This window comes from uncultured Tateyamaria sp. (genome assembly GCF_947487805.1).
In the GTDB taxonomy this organism is placed as follows: Bacteria; Pseudomonadota; Alphaproteobacteria; order Rhodobacterales; family Rhodobacteraceae; genus Tateyamaria.
This window is the reverse complement of record NZ_CANKXW010000001.1, coordinates 496,119-513,936: the sequence shown is the minus strand read 5'-3', so window position 1 is coordinate 513,936 and position 17,818 is coordinate 496,119. Positions and strand designations below refer to the sequence as shown.

Here is a 17,818-nt window from a genome sequence, read left to right as displayed (position 1 = left end):
GTTTCCAGTTGCGCCGCATAACACCCCATACGTTCCTCGCCCGCAAGTTAGGCAGACCCGTGCCGTTCTTGTGCGGCAAAGCGCCCAAACCGGCGCACTGCCATGCTTTCCCTTGCACCATGGCATACTGAGTCGTATCGCCAGAGCATGGCAAAAACACCGCTCTCCCCCGCCGCCTGGATTGATGCAGGCCTGTCGCAGTTGACCTCGCAAGGTCCGTTGGCATTGCGCGCAGAGCCCCTGTCGCGCCATCTGAAAACGTCCAAGGGATCATTTTACTGGCATTTCAAGGATGTCCCCGCCTTCCAGGACGCATTGCTGGAGGAGTGGAAATCCCGCGCGCTCGCCAAATTGGACGATGACGCGGCGATGGATGGGTCCGATACAGACAAGATGATCCGCTTTGGCCAGTCCGTGCAAAACGATGTGGCTGGCCCCGCGTTGCGCGCCTGGGCCCAAGCGGACAGCAAGGTATCAAAGGCATTGGCTGCGGTGGACGAGGCTCGGCTCGCGCGGTTGATCGAGCTGATGGCGGCCATCGGTGTGACCAATCAGGACTTTGCCCGCGCCGCCTATGGCTCGCTTGTGGGGCTCAAGCAGATGCACTCCGATGACGGCGATGCGCTGGTCGCCTTTGCCGCGCTTGTCGATCTGGTGATGGCGCTCAAGTGATACGCCTGTCTGCGTTGATGCTGATGGGGTTGATCCCTGCCTGCCAAGCGGATGAAACCGTGGCGCGCTATGGTGCGGGTGATGTTCTCTGGACCCTCGTGGAATTGAACGGCGCACCGTTCGAGGCCCGCGCAACCGTCGAATTTGCAGAAGGCGGCCCGATGTCCGGCCAGGCCCCCTGCAACAGGTTTACCACCGAAAACCGCGTGCCCTATCCATGGTTCGAGGTTGGGCCGATCGCGGCGACCAAAATGGCCTGCCCGGATTTGGCTGCCGAAACAGCATTCTTCGAGGCGCTTTCTTCCATGACCCAGTCCGAGGTCCGCCCATACACCCTGTTCCTGCGCAATGATGACGGGGACGAGATGAAGTTCACGAGCCCCGGCTGATAATATCGACAAACCGCGCCCGCGCCTCTGGCAAAGGTCGTGTCCCAAGATCAGGCGCAAGGTGGTGGTGCAGGAAGTATCCCGTCGTCTCCAGTGCTTGCAGAATTTCGGCATCAGGCGCGTTGCCTTCGTTGCGCAACACGGGCGGCAGCGGCAGCAATCGCGGCCCCCAGTCCCCAGCACCCGCGCGCGACACCGCCCGCCCGGATTTCGGCGACACATAGGCCAGATCGTCCGTCCCACCTGTGACTGCACAACAGGACAGATCAAGGGCAAAGCCCATATCCTCCAACACCGCCATTTCCCACCTAAGATAGGCCAGCGGCCATACATCGTCCTGCCCCAGGAGATCCAGCAACTGTTCGGTTTGGCGATACAGGCGCGGGTAGGCCTCGCGCTCTGGCAGGCAGAACCCCAAAAGCGCAGTGACGGCATTCAAGCCCGCCAGCGCCCGCCGGTCCCCCATTACCAGTGCCGCCCGGCTGCGGATCGGTTCGACCGCGAAACTGCCGATATGATCCTCCAGCCGGGCGCGCCATGCCAGGTCAAGCTGTGCGCCCGGTTGCAGGATCGGCGCGATCTTGCGGCTGGTCCCGCCGCGCACCACCCCGGCATGGCGTCCATGTTCCGGCGTGAACACCTCGATGATGGCGCTCGTCTCGCCGTGGCGACGCAGGTTGAGCAATATGCCTGTGTCGCGCCACTCCATCCTAGGCCAGCCCGTCCTGATCCAGCAGGTGCCGCCCCTCCCGGTCCTCCACCTCGATCACCCATAGGTCGGGGTCAAAGCCACGCTGCCGCGCAATCGCCGCGTCAACCTCCGCCTCGTCGCCTGCGGCCAGTTCGGCCCAGATGCGGGTATCAGACATCAGGTCGAACGACCTTTGATAGAGAACCGCGCGTCCGTTCAGAGTGTTGAGTTTGACCAGAACCGCGCCGGCAGTGTCATCACCATGGGCCACGACAAAGGCAGGAATGTCATGCAGGCGCAGCCGGGCAAGATAGGCATCCACCCAAAAGCGCGCGCTCAACCGGGGCATGGCGCACCCCTGAACACAAGCCGATGCGCGCAGGCCTCAGGCATTCCCATCCTTGAAATCCAGCCCCATTTGCGAATAGCGCTCCGCCTCTTCCTGCCATTTTTCGCGAACCTTGACCTGAAGAAACAGGTGCACCTTGCGACCCAGGAACTCGGTCAGCTCGGCGCGGCTGGCCTGGCTGACGGCCTTGATCGTTTCGCCTTTGTGCCCCAGCACGATGCCCTTGTGGCCGTCGCGGCTGACATAGATGATCTGCTCGATCCGGGCCGAGCCGTCCTTGCGTTCTTCCCATGTCTCGGTCTCGACCGTCAGCTGGTAGGGCAGTTCCTGATGCAGGCGCAGCGTCAGTTTCTCGCGCGTCATTTCCGCCGCGATCATCCGCATGGGCAAATCAGCAATCTGATCTTCGGGATACAGCCACGGCCCCTCGGGCACCTGTTCGGCCAGCCAGCGGCGTAGCGCGTCGACACCGTGCCCCTTTTCCGCAGAGATCATGAACGTCTCGGCAAAGTCAAAGCGATCGTTGAGGTCCTGCGTCAGGCCCAGAAGCACCGGCGCTTCGACCCGGTCGATCTTGTTGATCGCCAGCGACACGGTCCGGCCCTGCCCGATCTGGGCCATCCCTTCGAGAATGCGTTCCACGCCGGGCGTCACGCCCCTGTGCGCCTCGACCATCAGGACGACGACATCCGCATCCGCGGCACCACCCCACGCGGCAGCCACCATGGCGCGGTCCAGCCTGCGTCGCGGTTGGAACAGGCCTGGCGTGTCTACAAATACGATCTGGCTGTCGCCCTCGATGGCGACGCCACGGATCCGTGCGCGGGTGGTCTGGACCTTGTGCGTGACAATGCTGACCTTGGCGCCGACCATGCGGTTCAGCAGCGTGGATTTGCCCGCGTTGGGCTCTCCGATCAAGGCGACGAAACCGGCGCGGGTGCTCATGTGTCTTGCTCCAATTGGCCCAGAAGCGCCTTGGCGGCGGCCTGCTGTGCGTCGCGTTTCGATCCGGCGGTGGCCTCAGCCGTGGCGCCGCTGTCCAACTCGACCGAGATCGTAAAGACCGGCGCGTGATCCGGACCACTGCGGTTTGTTTCCACGTAACGCGGCGGTGCCAGTTTCCGGGCCTGCGCCCATTCCTGCAACGCCGTCTTGGCGTCGCGCGCGTCTTCTTCGACGCGGGTCACGCGGTCCCCCCAGAGGCGCAGGATCAGATCGCGCGCGGCAGAGAACCCGGCATCCAGATAGACGGCAGCGATCACCGCTTCGACCGCATCGCCCAAAAGCGCCTGCTTGCGACGCCCGCCTGATACCATCTCAGACCGCCCGAGCCGCAGCACATCGCCCAGTCCGACCTCGCGGGCGACATCGGCGCAGGTTTCCTTGCGCACCAGCGCGTTGAACCGCGGTGCCAGCATCCCCTCCGCGGCGGCCCGGTCTGCATCTAGCAGCGCTTCGGCCATCACGAGGCCCAAAACCCGGTCACCCAGAAATTCCATGCGCTGGTTGTCTGACCGTGTCGGCGACGACATAGAGGCGTGTGTCAGCGCCTCGATCAACAAATCGGGGGTGGCGAACCTGTGGCCGATCCTTGCCTCAAAGGCTTTGAGATCCGCGCCCAGCTTCACTCAACACCCTTGAAGAATCGATCGCCGCGCCATGTCCAGAAGAACAGCATGGACCGACCGGCAGACGAGAACATGATGCGATCCGCGCGCCCGATCAGATTTTCATAGGGGACATAGCCCACGCCGCCCGCGACCTGTGCTAACCGGCTGTCGGACGAGTTGTCACGGTTGTCCCCCATGAAGAAATAGTGGCCGTCAGGCACGCGGTAGACGGATGTATTGTCCGACCCCTGCACGCCCACGTTCAGTACAGTGTGCGACGTGCCCTCGGGAAAGGTTTCGACAAAGCGCGACTTGGTGCATTCCGCACCCTGCCCCACCGCGCCGCTTTCACAACGCGGGATCAACCCTTGCGGGCCCTGCCTTTCAAAGGTTTCCGAAAAGGTTCCGGCAGGCTCCTGCGGCACAGGTGTGCCGTTGAGGATGATCACGCCGTCCTGCACCTGCACTGTGTCCCCCGGCAGACCGATCAGGCGCTTGATAAAATCGGACCCGGACACCGGGTGGCGAAACACCACGACATCGCCGCGCTCGGGCTCGCCGGCAAAGATGCGGGTGTTGTCACCGTCGATAAAGCCGCAGAGTTTCTTGGCATCCAGCCCGATAATCGGGATCGACGGGCACGAGGCATAGGAATAGCCATAGGCCATCTTGTTCACGAACAGGAAATCCCCGATCAGCAGCGTTTCCTTCATCGACCCCGACGGGATCCAGAACGGTTGGAAAAAGAGCGTGCGGAACACACCCGCAATCAGCAAGGCATAGACAACCGTCTTGATCGTCTCGATCACGCCATTTTGCGATTTTTCCTTGGCGGCCATGGGGCGCTCCTGCTCGGGGTTGTTTGGGGGTACATGCGGGTGCCGGCCAAAGGTGTCAAGCCGAGGGCGCAATCGGCCGCGCTTCGATCACAACAAAGGCCTGCGCCCAAGGGTGATCATCGGTGAGGGTCACATGGATGATCGCCTCGTGTCCCTCTGGCGTCATCTCGGCCAACCGCTCCGCGGCCCAGCCCGTGACGGCCATCACCGGCTGCCCGGTGCGCAGATTGCTGACGGCCATGTCCTTCCAGCTGATCCCCATGCGCAACCCTGTGCCAAGCGCCTTGGAACACGCCTCCTTGGCAGCCCAACGCTTGGCATAGGTGCCTGCCGTGTCCTTGCGGCGTTCGGATTTGGCCTGTTCGACGTCGGTAAAAACGCGGTTGCGGAAACGATCGCCAAACCGGTCAAGGGTTCCCTGGATCCGGTCGATATTGGCAAGGTCCGTGCCGATGCCCAGAATCACGCGCGAGCTGCGTCCATGAGGCGCCGCATTTCGGCAATCGCCGGGTCCAGCCCGCGGAATATCGCCTCACCGATCAGAAAATGGCCGATGTTCAACTCCATCACCTCGGGAAAGGCAGCGACGGGTTGCACCGTTTCATAGGTCAGACCATGCCCCACATGCACCTCAAGCCCCAGATCATGGGCAAAGGCGGACATCTCGCGCATGGCCTCCAACTCGCGGTCGCGTTCCTCGAACCGCCCTTCGTGATGGGCGTCGCAATAGGCCCCCGAATGCAACTCGATCACTTGCGCGCCGATGCGATGCGCGGCCTCGATCTGGCGTTTGTCAGCTGCGATAAAGATCGACACCCGGCACCCGGCCTCGCGCAGCGGCGCGATGAAATGGGCCAGCCTGTTTTCCTCGCGCGCGACCTCAAGGCCACCTTCGGTTGTACGTTCCTCGCGTTTCTCAGGAACGATGCACACTGCGTGCGGCTTGTGCCGCAGGGCGATGCTCTGCATTTCATCGGTCGCCGCCATCTCGAAATTGAGCGGCACGGTCAGAACATCCATCAACCCTTCGATATCTGCGTCCGAGATGTGGCGCCGATCTTCGCGCAGATGCGCGGTGATGCCATCCGCCCCGGCAGTTTCCGCGATTTTGGCCGCGCGCAGCGGGTCAGGCGTGTCGCCGCCGCGTGCATTGCGCACGGTTGCGACGTGATCAATGTTCACGCCAAGGCGCAAGCGGCCGAGCGGTGCAGTCATGAGTTCAGGTCCTTTCCCTCGTTGCAGCCCAATCTAGTGCGGCTTGGCCCATGTGGGAATGCGGACAAAGCGCGAAAATTGTACCAAAGCGATGGCTGCCTAGTCGGCCTTGTTCTTGATCTCGGTCGCCTTGGCTGCGGCCTTGGCCTTGATCGCCTCGAACTTCGCCTTGATCGCCCCCTTGCGGCGCGCCTGATAGGCCCGGATCACCGGCACCGATACGTAATAACAGATCGTCGCCGCAATGATGCCCGGAATGATCCCGCCGATGAGATAGGGAAAGAAAATCTCGTCGAAAAAGATCTTGAGCCCGGTCCAGTCGCGCGGTTCTCCCATCAGAACATGTTTGAAGTTGAGCCACAGGTCTTCACCGGCATCCACGAACTTGCCCCCAAAGGACCGCCTCGTCCCCTCCTGCATTTCGGATCCCAAAAGCCAGTGCCCGGTTTGCAGCGAAATCAAGCCGATGGGCACATAGGTCAGCGGATTGCCAAAGAACGTGGCCATCAAAGAGGCAAGTATATTGCCCCGCATGACGGTCGCGATAAAGGCCGCGACGAAAAAATGCATGCCATAAAACGGGCTGAACGTGGTGAAGACGCCCGCCCAGATACCGCGCGCAATCTTCTCCGGCGTATCCGGCAGGCGGCGCACCCGGTGTTTGACATAGTGAAAGGCACGCGTCCAACCGCCGCGTGGCCAGAGAAACTCCAGCACGGCCCGCAAGATCGGTTTCGGATCGCGGCGTTTGAAAACCACTTTATGCCTTTCTCATCCGCCCTGAACGACTGCGTCGGCCTGTGCCACAGGTGGCACGACGCGGCGATGACGGTCGATGGTCGCAACGTCACTTTCAGCCTGAAGCGCGCCCATGAGCGAATGCAGATGCGGAGCGTCCCGCAGTTCCACATAGATCAGCAAGCGGTAAAAGTCAGGTTTGCGGTCCAGGAATTCGAGATTGGAGATATTGGCGCGGGTTTCGCCGATCAAGGTGCAAATGCGCCCCAATACACCGGCATCATTGCCGATCGTGACCTCTAGGGTGGCGCCATAAACCGCCGGATGCGCGCCCTCGTGCCAGTGCAGATCCACCCAGCGGTCCGGCTGATCATCGTATTCGACGAGGCGGTCGCAATCGATGGCGTGCACGACAACGCCCTCACCGCGAAACGTGATCCCGACGATGCGTTCGCCCGGCAGAGGCTCGCAACATGTGGCGCGCTGGAAACTCTGCCCCGGCAAGAGCCCGATGACGGCGCGGCGTGCGTCGATTTCGTTACCGGGCTTTGGCGTGAGATCAGGATAAATTGCCTGTACAACTTCGCGCCCGGTCAGTTCTGCCGACCCCAGCCGCGCCAGAACATCATCAACCCCGCCCATGCGCAACTGCTTGGCCGCCGCCTCCAACGCCTTGTCGGTGGCCTTGCGGCGCACGTGAGCAAAGGCAGAGCGCGCCAATTCGCGCCCCAACGTGATGAACCGCTCGCGATCCGCCTCGCGCAGAGACCGACGGATCGCGGTCTTGGCCTTGCCGGTTGTCGCAATTTCAAGCCACGTGGCCTGCGGCATCTGGCCTTCGGCAGTGATGATGTCGACGGATTGACCATTCTTGATCCGCGTCCACAACGGCACGCGCATGTTGTCCACCTTGGCACCGACACACGCGTTGCCGATGCGCGTGTGGATGGCATAGGCAAAGTCGATGGGCGTCGCACCCTTGGGCAGTTTCACGACCTCACCCTTGGGCGTAAAACAGAACACCTGATCCGAATACATCTCGAGCTTGACCGCCTCGAGGAAATCCTCGTGGTCATCTTCGCCGTCGAACTGTTCTGTCAGCTGCGCAATCCATTTGGCAGGATCGACGGCAAACGGGTTTTGCGACCGAACACCGTCCCGATAGCTCCAGTGCGCGGCCACGCCGGTTTCGGCAACATCGTGCATCTGGCGGGTGCGGATCTGCACCTCGACCCGCTTTCCGTCGCGCCCCGACACCGTGGTGTGGATCGACCGATAGCCGTTGGTCTTGGGCTGGCTGATGTAATCCTTGAACCGCCCCGGCACCGCACGCCAACGCTGGTGGATGGCTCCCAGAGTGCGATAGCAGTCCTCTTCAGACCCGGTAATGATACGGAACCCGTAAATGTCGGACAGCCGGCTGAACGACTGATCCTTTTCCTGCATCTTCCGCCAGATGGAATAGGGTTTCTTGGCCCGGCCAAACACCTCGGCCTCGACACCGGCCGCATCCAGTTCATGCCGCATGTCGCCGGTGATCTTCTGGATCACGTCGCCGGTTTCGCGCTGCATCGTGATGAAACGGCGGATAATTGACGAACGCGCGTCGGGGTTCAGCACCTTGAACGCCAGATCCTCCAGCTCTTCGCGCATCCACTGCATCCCCATCCGCCCGGCGAGGGGGGCAAAGATGTCCATGGTCTCGCGCGCCTTTTGCGTCTGCTTGTCCGGGCGCATCGACTTGATCGTGCGCATGTTGTGCAGTCTGTCGCTCAACTTGACCAGAATCACGCGCATGTCTTTCGACATCGCCATAAAAAGCTTGCGAAAGTTCTCGGCCTGCTTGGTCTCAACCGACGACAGCTGGAGGTTGGTCAGCTTGGTGACCCCATCAACCAGCTTTGCGACCTCGTCGCCAAACTGCTCGGCCACCATGGCGTAGCTGGCCTTGGTGTCTTCGATCGTGTCGTGCAACAGCGCGGTGATAATGGTCGCATCGTCCAGCTGCTGTTCCGTCAGGATCGCAGCGACGGCAACGGGGTGGGTAAAATACGGCTCGCCTGAATGGCGGAACTGCCCCTCGTGCATCTGTCCGCCAAACGCATAGGCGCGGCGGATCAGGTCTTCGTTCAGTTTGGGGTTATAGTTGCGGACCAGCGCGATCAGATCGTCGGCAGAGATCATCCGGTCCGCACCTTAAAATGTTAGCCCTGGCCTTGGGCTGCCATCAACTGACGCAACAACATCTCTTCGGACATGCTGTCTTCGTCGGGCTTGTCCTGCTCGGCCCCCATGAGAAGCGCCATCGCGTCCTCTTCGGCCTCGTCGACTTCGATCTGGCTCTGGTTCGATTCGATCAGGCGCTCGCGCAACTCGTCCGCGCTCTGCGTCTCGTCGGCGATCTCGCGCAGGGATACGACCGGGTTCTTGTCGTTGTCACGGTCTACAGTGATCGGCGCGCCCGAGGAAATCTCGCGGGCCCGGTGTGCTGCCAGCATCACCAGTTCGAAACGGTTCGGAACCTTGTCAACGCAGTCTTCAACGGTCACGCGGGCCATGGGGATGCTCCAGATCAGCAATAAGAGATAGAGGGCGTGTATCTAGGCGCGTTTGGCTGGAATGACAAGCGCTATTGCAAGGCTGTAATCGCATCCAGATCGTCCTGCGGCAAGGCATCCCGCATCTGAAGAACCGTGCGGCGCGTGATCGGATGGACCCAATCGGGCGCAACCTCGGCCAAGGGGACCAGAACGAAGGCCCGTTCGTGCATCCGGGGGTGCGGCAGGATCAATTGCCCCGGTGCTTTTTCGCGCTGCTCGTCCAATGGGAGTGACATCCAATGACGCAACGTCGCGACATCCGGGCGGATCAAGGCGCCGTGCGACAGAAGGTCAAGGTCGATGATCCGTTGCCCCCACCGTACATCGCGGCGCCGCCCCAGCTTGGCCTCGATGCCATGCAACACGGCGATGGCCTCGGCCGGTGCCCACGATGCATCAATCGAAATCGCAGCATTTACAAAGTCCGGGCCGCTTCCGGCAGGGAAGGCCGGGGTTGAAAAAAGCGCACTTTTGGCTCGAATCAGGGCACCGGCTTGTGCAATTTCGCGCACAGCTTTGAGAAGCACTTCTTTCGGCGACCCTACGTCAGAGGACATGTTTGACCCTAGGGCAATCAGCATGTTTGCCCGGTTTTGTGGCACGTTCCCTATCCTCTGCATCGGATTAGCGTCTTGCGACATTTAAAAAACAACCTATTTTTGCCGGACCGTCTGTATGTCTTTTTACTCACTCACTCACGGAAATCACAGGCGGTACCCGTATTTTCGGAAGGACATTTTATGTTTTACAAGGACGAACGGCTTGCGCTGTTCATTGATGGTTCGAACCTTTATGCCGCAGCCAAAGCGCTTGGGTTCGACATCGACTACAAACTCCTGCGTCAGGAATTCATGCGCCGTGGGAAGTTGCTGCGGGCGTTTTACTATACCGCCCTGCTGGAAAACGATGAGTATTCGCCGATCCGTCCACTCGTGGATTGGCTGAATTACAACGGGTTCACCATGGTGACCAAACCGGCCAAGGAATACACAGATTCCATGGGCCGTCGTAAGGTCAAAGGAAACATGGATATCGAACTGGCCGTGGATGCGATGGAACTCGCGCCGCGGGTCGACCACATCGTGCTCTTTTCCGGCGACGGCGACTTCCGGCCGCTTGTGGAAAGCCTGCAACGTCAGGGCGTGCGCGTCTCGGTGGTGTCGACCATTCGCAGCCAGACGCCGATGATCTCGGACGACCTGCGACGTCAGGCCGACAACTTCATCGAGCTTGATGAGCTGAAGGACGTGATCGGCCGCCCGCCGCGCGAACCGATGCCAAGCCGCGAAGAACGCGTGCAGGTGCAAAGCTGAACTTGTGTCGGCGGGCTGGACCAAGCCCGCCGAACACCGTACCTCTGGGACACCGACGACCCGGAGATGTACGACCATGTCAAACCCACCGCTGACCCTGTACCTTGCTGCGCCACGCGGATTTTGCGCAGGCGTCGACCGGGCCATCAAGATTGTCGAGATGGCGTTGGAAAAGTGGGGCGCGCCTGTCTATGTGCGCCACGAGATCGTGCACAACAAATTCGTGGTGGACGGTCTGCGCGACAAGGGTGCGGTATTCGTTGAGGAATTGGCGGAATGTCCGGATGACCGCCCGGTGATCTTTTCCGCCCATGGCGTGCCCAAATCCGTGCCCGCCGCCGCGCAAGCGCGCGAGATGATCTATGTCGATGCGACCTGCCCGCTTGTGTCCAAGGTCCATATCGAGGCCCAGCGCCACGCGGACAACGGGTTGCAGATGATCATGATCGGCCACGCGGGCCACCCGGAAACCGTGGGCACCATGGGGCAATTGCCTGATGGCGATGTGCTGCTGGTGGAAACGGTGGACGACGTGGCACGGGTCGAGGTGCGCGATCCCGCGCGCCTCGCCTTTGTCACGCAGACAACGCTGTCCGTCGACGACACTGCCGACATTGTCGCCGCCTTGCAGGATCGTTTCCCGAACATCGTCGGGCCGCACAAGGAAGACATCTGCTATGCCACCACCAACCGACAAGAGGCGGTCAAGGCGATGGCCCCCAAATGCGATGCCATGCTTGTGGTCGGTGCGCCCAATTCGTCCAACTCCAAACGGCTGGTCGAGGTCGGCGCGCGCGCGGGCTGTGCCTATTCCCAACTTGTCCAACGCAGCACGGATATCGACTGGCGCAGCCTCGAGGGAATTTCTTCCGTCGGTATCACCGCAGGAGCCTCCGCGCCTGAGGTTCTGATCAACGAGGTGATCGACGCCTTCCGCGACCGCTATGACGTGACCGTGGAAATGGTCGAGACCGCCGTCGAAAACGTCGAGTTCAAAGTGCCGCGCGTGTTGCGCGAACCTGCATGAGCCAGAGGGCGGTCTATCCTGCCGGGGTCTGTGCGCAGGACATCCCCCTGAAACTGTCGCCTGCCATCCTGTCTGACGGCCACATCTTTGTCACCGGCATGACGGGCAGCCTGGCCGACGGCACCATGCCCGATGATCCGGTCACCCAATTCCGAAACGTATTTGACAAGATCACCGCCGTGCTTGAGGGCGCGCGGGCCAATTTCGGACATGTGGTCGAACTGACCAGCTATCACATCGACATCGCCAATCACTTTGACGCGTTCCAGACCGTCCACGCCGAATATGTGCGGCCTCCCTACCCAGCCTGGACTGCGCTAGAGGTCGCGGGATTGCGTCGTCCCGGCGCTTTGGTCGAGGTGCGGGTGATCGCGCGCGCGCCTTGAGGCGGGCAAAATCCTGCACGAGGATTGCGCTGTCCTTTCATTTGAACCGAGCCGCGCTAATGTGCTCTGACATCATGGGAAAGGGCACACCGTGCTATCGCTTCAATTTCTGCTGACAGCCTTCGTCGTCGTCATCGCGCCGGGCACAGGCGTCATCTACACCCTTGCCGTGGGCCTTGGGCAGGGCCGCCGCGCATCATGGTGGGCAGCACTTGGGTGCACCTTCGGGATTGTGCCGCACCTTCTGGCGGCCACACTGGGATTGGCGGCGATCCTGCATACGTCCGCTGTCCTGTTTAATATCGTGAAATTCGCGGGCGTGGCCTACCTGCTCTATCTGGCGTGGGGCGCCCTGAAGGCGGATGGTGCGTTGGCTATCCGCGCGGAAACGCAATCCCAGAGCGGTTGGCGCATCGCGCGCCGCGGGGCACTGATCAACATCCTGAACCCCAAACTGTCCATCTTCTTCCTGGCCCTTCTGCCGCCCTTCCTCAGCGGCAACGCCTCCACCGCAACGCTGGAAATGTCGGCTTTGGGCCTTGTCTTCATGGCCATGACCTTTGGTGTTTTCCTGCTCTACGGATCCTTTGCCGCGGCCGCGCGTCAGTGGATCCTGGGATCCGAAACGGTGATGCGGTGGCTTTCGCGCAGCTTTGCCGCCATCTTTGCCGCATTGGCCGGCCGCCTCGCGCTGGAGCGTGCATGACGGACCCATGGATCTATTTCGATGGTGTGATCGAGCCGATGGAATGGGGCAAGAACACCTACACCATCCTGCGCCTGCCAGACGAGGCGCTGTCGGAACTGCCCAAGGGCACGAAACGGATCGAGGGCGAGTTTGGTGACTTTCCCATCAACCTCGCACTGACCAAAGCACCGGTCATCGACGCAACATTTGTTTATACGGGCAAAACCTTTCTGCGCGAGAGCGGGCTGGAGGTCGGCGCACCCTTTGACGCGCGTATTCGCGCCGTGGATCCCACTATCGTCGAAACACCCGAAGACGTCGCCGCCGCCCTGCGCAGCGCTGGCCGCAGCGACGCGTGGGCCGCCTTGTCGCCCGGCCAACAGCGCGGGCGTTTGCACCTTGTCAACAGCGCCAAAAGGGCCGACACCAGCACAAAACGCATCGCAAAACTGATCGCCGAGCTATGACGTCCATTCCACGCGCCCCGCTTCTCCTTGGCCTTGCCGGTCTCATCCCCTTTGTCTGGGGGGCTTTGACCCTATTCAGCGGGCCTTTGTCGGCCTTTGGCGCAAGCACCTTTGGCCCGCGCTTTGTCGGACCCTATGTGCAGCTCTTCTATGGCTCCGTCATCCTCAGCTTCATGTCCGGCGTGCTCTGGGGGTTTGCAACCAAGACAACGGGCGCACAAGCGGCCACGGGCTATGCCCTGTCCGTCCTGCCCGCGCTTTGGGCGTTCTTCATGACGGGGGGCGGCCCGGTCAGCGCGGCCACAAACCTCATATTCGGGTTTCTCGGGCTCTTGATGCTCGACTTTGCCTTTGCCCGTTGGGGGCTGACACCAGCATGGTGGATGCCGCTGCGGGTCCTGTTGACGGCCATCGTCGTGGCCTGCCTGAGCGTGGTGGTGATCTGATGACTGATGCCGAAACCCTGTCCGTCTATGCCGTTAAGGCGGCGGAATACGCCGATCTGGTCAAGATCGCGGATGCCGACCCGACCTTGATGCGGTTTATCAACGCCTTGCCCGCCGGGGCCGTGACCCTGGATATCGGATGCGGGCCCGGTTTTGCCGCAGGTGCCATGGCCGCGGCCGGGATGGAGGCGCACGCCTGGGATCCGGTGCCGGAAATGGTGGAGATGGCCGCGAAACTGCCGGGTGTGACCACACGCCTTGCGACCTATGCGGATCTCGATGCAACGGATGTCTACGACGGGATCTGGGCCAACTTTTCCATGCTGCACACGCCCCTCGCTGATTGGCCGAACCAGTTTGCAGCCATTGCGCGCGCGCTGAAACCCGGTGGTCTCTTTCATTTCGGCACCAAGCTGGGCAGCGGCGAATCCCGCGACAGTATCGGGCGGCTCTATTCCTATATGTCCGAGACGGACTTGACCGAACTCTTCGCCGCCAGCGGGTTCGACATCATCTACAGCCACACCGGCGAAGAGGCTGGCCTGTCCGGCGAAATCGCACCCTTCATCGTGGTACAGGCCCGTGCCTGAGCTCTTTGCCTATACGGACGGTGCCTGTTCCGGCAATCCCGGCCCCGGCGGGTGGGGGGCACTGTTGCAAGCCACCGAGGGCGGCGTGGTCATCAAGGAACGCACCCTCAAGGGCGGCGAGGCGCAAACCACCAACAACAAGATGGAGTTGATGGCCGCCATCTCCGCGCTCGAGGCATTGGATCGCGCAACGCGCATCACGGTCGTGACCGACAGCAACTATGTGAAAAACGGAATCACCAGCTGGATCCACGGCTGGAAACGCAATGGCTGGAAAAATGCGGCCAAGAAACCGGTGGCCAATGCCGACCTGTGGCAGCGGCTGGACACAGCGCAGGCACGCCATGATGTGACGTGGAAATGGGTCAAGGGACACGCCGGGCACCCCGAAAACGAACGTGCGGATGAACTGGCGCGCGCAGGCATGGCGCCGTTCAAGGTCAAGTGACGCGGGGTCACAGGCCTCGAACAACACTGAAACAGGCGGTTGGATCTGATTGGATCACATCAAATATTACAGAGCGACAGACCTCTAACCACCAGAAAGTTAATGATTTTCTCAAGACACGTCTGGACAAGTCTCACATGCTGCTATCATTTCCATGACAGTTTGTGACCGTTTGGTCCCTTATTGTTACAGCCCATCTCTGCTATCTCTTTCCCAAGACGAACGGCATCGGCGCCACCGCACCGGGCCACCACGCAAAGGAGACGAGACAATGAAACTTGCCAAGACACCGCTTCTGATCGCAGCCATGGCCACGGCCGTTACCTTGACCACGTTCGGCCCCGCCAGCGCCAACGTCTACTGGGCCAGCGCCGACACCGAAATCGCCACCATCCAGCCTGCGAACTTCAAACTGAAGGTAAAGAAATACAAGGCGCTCAAGCACCACGGGCACAAGCATCACGGCCACACCTACCACGGCCCGAAAAAGAAAAAGCACGTCAGCAAACATGACGTGAAAAAGAAACTGATCCTGAAAAAGCTGTTCTGACGGGTCAGCACACCCCCCGCATTCATTCACACACAAGGTAGGCGGTTCAGAGGAAACTCTGGGCCGTTTATCTTTTGCGCCAATGCGTCGGCACAATGATCAGCGCGCCGATCGACGACGCGATCGCGTTCAGGCCGGGGCTTGAAAACCCGAACCCGAACATCAGCCGCACAAAATAAAACAGAAACGCGCCACCGATACATATGATGATCGATTGCAGAATGCCGTTCCGGGTAAAGCCGGATTTCTCCGAAACATAGCCCACGATGCCTGCGATCACGACGGTTCCGATCAGGGTTGGAAACATGGGGTGTGTCCTTTGCTACAGCACTGTGCCCGCAGGCAGCGGTTTGCCGCGCAGGAACACATCCGCATCCTGCGCGCCTTTGCCCGCGCGTTGCAAGCGGGTCAGTTGCACGGCACCGGTGCCGCAGGCCACCGTCAACGCGCCGTCCAGAACCGTGCCCGGTGCGCCGGACCCTTGGCCCAGACGCGCACCCAGCACTTTGATGCGGGTTCCGTCACGGTCAAACCACGCACCTGGAAACGGGGACAGGCCACGGATCTGGCGGCCAACCTCTTCTGCTGGTCTGGTCCAGTCGATGGCGGCCTCTGCCTTGTCGATCTTGTGGGCATAGGTCACGCCCGCCTCCGGCTGTGGTACGGGCGTCAGATCGGCCAACTGAGCCAGCGTCTCGACGATCATCCGCCCGCCCATCACGGCAAGGCGGTCATGCAGGTCGGCGGTCGTGTCAGTGGCCCCGATGGGCATCGTGTCACGCAACAGTACAGGGCCGGTGTCAAGACCTGCCTCCATCTGCATGATGCACACGCCTGTCTCGGCATCGCCCGCCATGATCGCCCGGTGGATCGGCGCCGCCCCGCGCCAGCGGGGCAACAGGCTGGCGTGGATATTCAGACAGCCATGGGTGGGCGCATCCAGCACCGCTTGGGGCAGAATCAATCCATAGGCCACAACGACCGCGATATCCGCCTCAAGGGCGGCCAGCTCCGCCTGCGCATCCACGGTGCGCAGCGACACCGGATGGCGCACCTTCAACCCCAATGCTTCGGCGCGCGCCTGCACCGGGCTCGGGCGGTCCTTATTGCCGCGACCAGCGGGGCGCGGAGGTTGGGAATAGACACACAGGATCTCGTGCCCAGCTGTATGCAGCGCATCCAGTGCGGCAACCGAGAAATCGGGCGTCCCCATAAAGATCAATCGCATGTCACCTGGCCTTCTTCGCTTTGCGCAGCAGCATGTCGCGTTTGACCCGGCCCAGATTGTCAAAATACATCCGCCCGGCCAGATGATCGATCTGATGCTGCACAGACCGCGCCTCAAGACCTGCGAAATCGCGGCGGTCGATCATGCCCTGCGGGTTCAGGAACCGGACCGACACCGTCGCCGGACGTGCGATTTCTGCATCCACACCGGGTAGGCAGGGGCTGGCCTCGGTCCCTTTTTCAATCTCGGACCCGGCGGCGAGGACCTCCGGGTTGGCCAGAAGGATGCGGCGCGACCGATCCGGCGTGACATCGACAACCGCAAGGCGCAGCATCACCCCGATCTGCGGCGCGGCCAGCCCGACGCCTGATCCGGGCATCGCATCCATGCTGTCGACCATATCCGCCCAAATCGCGTGGATTTCGTCCGTGATCTCGTCGACTGTCTGTGCCGGCGTGCGCAAACGCTTGTCCGGCCACATCACGAAAGGGCGGATCGCCATCAGTGCAGCCCCTCGTATTCAGCAATCAGGGCGGCACGCTGATCCGCGTCCACGCGGTCCAGCGTCATGATCCCGTCCAGATGGTCCATCTCGTGTTGCGCGCAAAGCGCCGAAAACCCAGAAAGCCGTTCATCATGGACGATCCCGTCAAGGTCAGTCCACACCATGCGGATGGCCGTCGCCCGCGTAACCTGCGCGGTCACACCGGGCAGCGAAAGACAGCCCTCACCGGCAGTTTCTTCGGCGTCCTCGCGGTCAAGCAGATCAGGGTTGATACAGACGACAGGCGTGGGTGCCCCGTCCTTCCACCCGGCATCCATCACGAACAGGCGCAGCAACTCACCCACCTGCGGTGCCGCCAGCCCGCGGCCCGGCGCGTCATACATCGTGTCCAGCATATCCGTCGCAAGCGCACGGATGTTAGGCGTGATCACGTCGATGGGCCGGCACACCATGGACAGGCAGGGGTTGGGCCAGGTCAGGATCGGCCGCAAACTCATGCCTTCTCGCGCGCCCGCTCACGTTTGAGCTTGACCATCTTGCGCGTGATCATCTGCCGCTTGAGCGGTTTGAGGTGATCGATGAATAGTTTGCCATCGAGGTGGTCGATCTCATGCTGCACGCAGGTCGCCCACAACCCGTCCATCTCTTCGGTCTGTTCATTGCCATCGCGGTCGATCCAGCGCACCTGCACCATCCTGGGCCGCGTGACATCTGCGAACTGCTCCGGGATCGACAGGCATCCCTCTTCATAGACGTTCTGTTCGTCCGACGCGGCCACGATCTCGGGATTGAACATGATCAAGGGGCGCGGCGCCTCGCTGTCCAGCTTGACGCAATCCAGCACGATCAATCGATCAAGCACGCCAACCTGCGGCGCGGCAAGGCCAATGCCCGGCGCGTCATACATCGTCTCCAACATATCGTCGGCCAGACTGCGCAGCGCATCGGACAGGTCTGCAACAGGGGCAGAGGTTTTCTTGAGCCTCGGATCGGGGTGCAGGATTATATGGCGTTTCATGCTTCTGCATTTAGGACAACAGGGCCGTGGCCGCAATGTCCCCTTGCAC

27 protein-coding genes are annotated in these 17,818 nt (G+C 61.4%); 11 read left to right on the top strand and 16 right to left on the bottom strand.

Annotation, left to right across the window (positions count from 1 at the left end):
* Window positions 1-147 precede the first annotated feature (147 nt).
* Together Q0949_RS02575 and Q0949_RS02570 are read left to right on the top strand one after the other, a co-directional pair.
* Window positions 148-672 (top strand): TetR/AcrR family transcriptional regulator, encoded by a 525-nt coding sequence (locus Q0949_RS02575; protein WP_299368150.1) that lies wholly within the window; start codon window positions 148-150, stop codon window positions 670-672.
* Entirely contained in the window at window positions 669-1,061 is a 393-nt protein-coding gene (locus tag Q0949_RS02570; RefSeq protein ID WP_299368147.1) for an META domain-containing protein, read from the top strand. Before Q0949_RS02575 ends, Q0949_RS02570 begins: the two co-directional genes overlap by 4 nt.
* Here Q0949_RS02570 and recO read toward each other — a convergent pair.
* From recO to folK, 11 genes are all read right to left on the bottom strand, one after another.
* Window positions 1,045-1,770, bottom strand: coding sequence for a DNA repair protein RecO (recO, locus tag Q0949_RS02565; protein ID WP_299368144.1), 726 nt, complete (start codon window positions 1,768-1,770; stop codon window positions 1,045-1,047). The two genes, Q0949_RS02570 and recO, sit on opposite strands and share 17 nt — an antisense overlap.
* Window position 1,771: 1 nt before the next feature.
* The gene (locus Q0949_RS02560) at window positions 1,772-2,101 is read right to left on the bottom strand and encodes a DUF1491 family protein (RefSeq protein ID WP_299368141.1); all 330 of its coding nucleotides are present in this window, start codon (window positions 2,099-2,101) and stop codon (window positions 1,772-1,774) included.
* Window positions 2,102-2,137: 36 nt separating this feature from the next.
* Window positions 2,138-3,046 (bottom strand): GTPase Era, encoded by a 909-nt coding sequence (gene era, locus Q0949_RS02555; protein ID WP_299368138.1) that lies wholly within the window; start codon window positions 3,044-3,046, stop codon window positions 2,138-2,140.
* Complete coding sequence (gene rnc / locus Q0949_RS02550; protein WP_299368135.1) at window positions 3,043-3,729, bottom strand: ribonuclease III; 687 nt, start codon at window positions 3,727-3,729, stop codon at window positions 3,043-3,045. The genes era and rnc overlap by 4 nt, the downstream gene beginning before the upstream one ends.
* A complete protein-coding gene (lepB, locus tag Q0949_RS02545; RefSeq protein WP_299368132.1) occupies window positions 3,726-4,550 on the bottom strand; it encodes a signal peptidase I in 825 nt (274 codons plus the stop codon). The genes rnc and lepB overlap by 4 nt, the downstream gene beginning before the upstream one ends.
* A 55-nt stretch (window positions 4,551-4,605) precedes the next feature.
* On the bottom strand, window positions 4,606-5,016 hold the full coding sequence (gene acpS, locus Q0949_RS02540) for a holo-ACP synthase (RefSeq protein ID WP_299368129.1): 411 nt from the start codon (window positions 5,014-5,016) through the stop codon (window positions 4,606-4,608).
* Window positions 5,013-5,765 (bottom strand): pyridoxine 5'-phosphate synthase, encoded by a 753-nt coding sequence (locus tag Q0949_RS02535; protein ID WP_299368126.1) that lies wholly within the window; start codon window positions 5,763-5,765, stop codon window positions 5,013-5,015. Before Q0949_RS02535 ends, acpS begins: the two co-directional genes overlap by 4 nt.
* A gap of 99 nt (window positions 5,766-5,864) precedes the next feature.
* Complete coding sequence (locus Q0949_RS02530; RefSeq protein WP_299368123.1) at window positions 5,865-6,524, bottom strand: DUF2062 domain-containing protein; 660 nt, start codon at window positions 6,522-6,524, stop codon at window positions 5,865-5,867.
* Between the two features lie 12 nt (window positions 6,525-6,536).
* A complete protein-coding gene (locus Q0949_RS02525; protein ID WP_299368121.1) occupies window positions 6,537-8,687 on the bottom strand; it encodes a bifunctional (p)ppGpp synthetase/guanosine-3',5'-bis(diphosphate) 3'-pyrophosphohydrolase in 2,151 nt (716 codons plus the stop codon).
* 20 nt (window positions 8,688-8,707) lie between these two features.
* On the bottom strand, window positions 8,708-9,061 hold the full coding sequence (rpoZ, locus tag Q0949_RS02520; protein ID WP_299368118.1) for a DNA-directed RNA polymerase subunit omega: 354 nt from the start codon (window positions 9,059-9,061) through the stop codon (window positions 8,708-8,710).
* A 71-nt stretch (window positions 9,062-9,132) separates the two neighbouring features.
* Window positions 9,133-9,684, bottom strand: a complete 552-nt coding sequence (gene folK / locus Q0949_RS02515) for a 2-amino-4-hydroxy-6-hydroxymethyldihydropteridine diphosphokinase (protein WP_299368115.1) — start codon at window positions 9,682-9,684, stop codon at window positions 9,133-9,135.
* A 159-nt stretch (window positions 9,685-9,843) separates the two neighbouring features.
* Here folK and Q0949_RS02510 point away from each other — a divergent pair, with 159 nt between their 5' ends.
* From Q0949_RS02510 to Q0949_RS02470, 9 genes are all read left to right on the top strand, one after another.
* The gene (locus Q0949_RS02510; protein ID WP_299368112.1) at window positions 9,844-10,416 is read left to right on the top strand and encodes an NYN domain-containing protein; all 573 of its coding nucleotides are present in this window, start codon (window positions 9,844-9,846) and stop codon (window positions 10,414-10,416) included.
* 76 nt (window positions 10,417-10,492) lie between these two features.
* Window positions 10,493-11,443, top strand: coding sequence for a 4-hydroxy-3-methylbut-2-enyl diphosphate reductase (ispH, locus tag Q0949_RS02505; protein WP_299368109.1), 951 nt, complete (start codon window positions 10,493-10,495; stop codon window positions 11,441-11,443).
* Complete coding sequence (locus Q0949_RS02500) at window positions 11,440-11,829, top strand: RidA family protein (protein ID WP_299368106.1); 390 nt, start codon at window positions 11,440-11,442, stop codon at window positions 11,827-11,829. Before ispH ends, Q0949_RS02500 begins: the two co-directional genes overlap by 4 nt.
* Before the next feature lie 91 nt (window positions 11,830-11,920).
* Window positions 11,921-12,535: a LysE family translocator gene (locus Q0949_RS02495; RefSeq protein WP_299368102.1), complete on the top strand. Its 615-nt coding sequence runs from the start codon at window positions 11,921-11,923 to the stop codon at window positions 12,533-12,535.
* Window positions 12,532-12,984, top strand: a complete 453-nt coding sequence (locus tag Q0949_RS02490) for a YdeI/OmpD-associated family protein (RefSeq protein ID WP_299368099.1) — start codon at window positions 12,532-12,534, stop codon at window positions 12,982-12,984. The genes Q0949_RS02495 and Q0949_RS02490 overlap by 4 nt, the downstream gene beginning before the upstream one ends.
* The gene (locus Q0949_RS02485) at window positions 12,981-13,430 is read left to right on the top strand and encodes a DUF3429 domain-containing protein (protein ID WP_299368096.1); all 450 of its coding nucleotides are present in this window, start codon (window positions 12,981-12,983) and stop codon (window positions 13,428-13,430) included. The genes Q0949_RS02490 and Q0949_RS02485 overlap by 4 nt, the downstream gene beginning before the upstream one ends.
* Window positions 13,430-14,020, top strand: a complete 591-nt coding sequence (locus Q0949_RS02480; RefSeq protein ID WP_299368093.1) for a class I SAM-dependent methyltransferase — start codon at window positions 13,430-13,432, stop codon at window positions 14,018-14,020. The genes Q0949_RS02485 and Q0949_RS02480 overlap by 1 nt, the downstream gene beginning before the upstream one ends.
* The gene (rnhA, locus tag Q0949_RS02475) at window positions 14,013-14,468 is read left to right on the top strand and encodes a ribonuclease HI (protein ID WP_299368090.1); all 456 of its coding nucleotides are present in this window, start codon (window positions 14,013-14,015) and stop codon (window positions 14,466-14,468) included. Before Q0949_RS02480 ends, rnhA begins: the two co-directional genes overlap by 8 nt.
* A gap of 271 nt (window positions 14,469-14,739) precedes the next feature.
* Window positions 14,740-15,018, top strand: coding sequence for a hypothetical protein (locus tag Q0949_RS02470; protein ID WP_299368087.1), 279 nt, complete (start codon window positions 14,740-14,742; stop codon window positions 15,016-15,018).
* A gap of 67 nt (window positions 15,019-15,085) precedes the next feature.
* Here the strand turns inward: Q0949_RS02470 and Q0949_RS02465 are convergent, their stop codons facing one another.
* Genes Q0949_RS02465 through def (Q0949_RS02445) form a run of 5 tightly spaced genes read right to left on the bottom strand, consistent with a single transcriptional unit; the run spans window position 15,086 to window position 17,769 of the window.
* Window positions 15,086-15,325, bottom strand: a complete 240-nt coding sequence (locus tag Q0949_RS02465) for a hypothetical protein (RefSeq protein WP_299368084.1) — start codon at window positions 15,323-15,325, stop codon at window positions 15,086-15,088.
* A 15-nt stretch (window positions 15,326-15,340) separates the two neighbouring features.
* Window positions 15,341-16,246: a methionyl-tRNA formyltransferase gene (gene fmt, locus Q0949_RS02460; protein ID WP_299368081.1), complete on the bottom strand. Its 906-nt coding sequence runs from the start codon at window positions 16,244-16,246 to the stop codon at window positions 15,341-15,343.
* Window position 16,247: 1 nt separating this feature from the next.
* Window positions 16,248-16,748 (bottom strand): peptide deformylase, encoded by a 501-nt coding sequence (gene def, locus Q0949_RS02455; RefSeq protein ID WP_299368078.1) that lies wholly within the window; start codon window positions 16,746-16,748, stop codon window positions 16,248-16,250.
* Window positions 16,748-17,248, bottom strand: a complete 501-nt coding sequence (gene def / locus Q0949_RS02450) for a peptide deformylase (protein ID WP_299368075.1) — start codon at window positions 17,246-17,248, stop codon at window positions 16,748-16,750. Before def (Q0949_RS02450) ends, def (Q0949_RS02455) begins: the two co-directional genes overlap by 1 nt.
* The gene (gene def, locus Q0949_RS02445; RefSeq protein ID WP_299368072.1) at window positions 17,245-17,769 is read right to left on the bottom strand and encodes a peptide deformylase; all 525 of its coding nucleotides are present in this window, start codon (window positions 17,767-17,769) and stop codon (window positions 17,245-17,247) included. Before def (Q0949_RS02445) ends, def (Q0949_RS02450) begins: the two co-directional genes overlap by 4 nt.
* Window positions 17,770-17,818 lie beyond the last annotated feature (49 nt).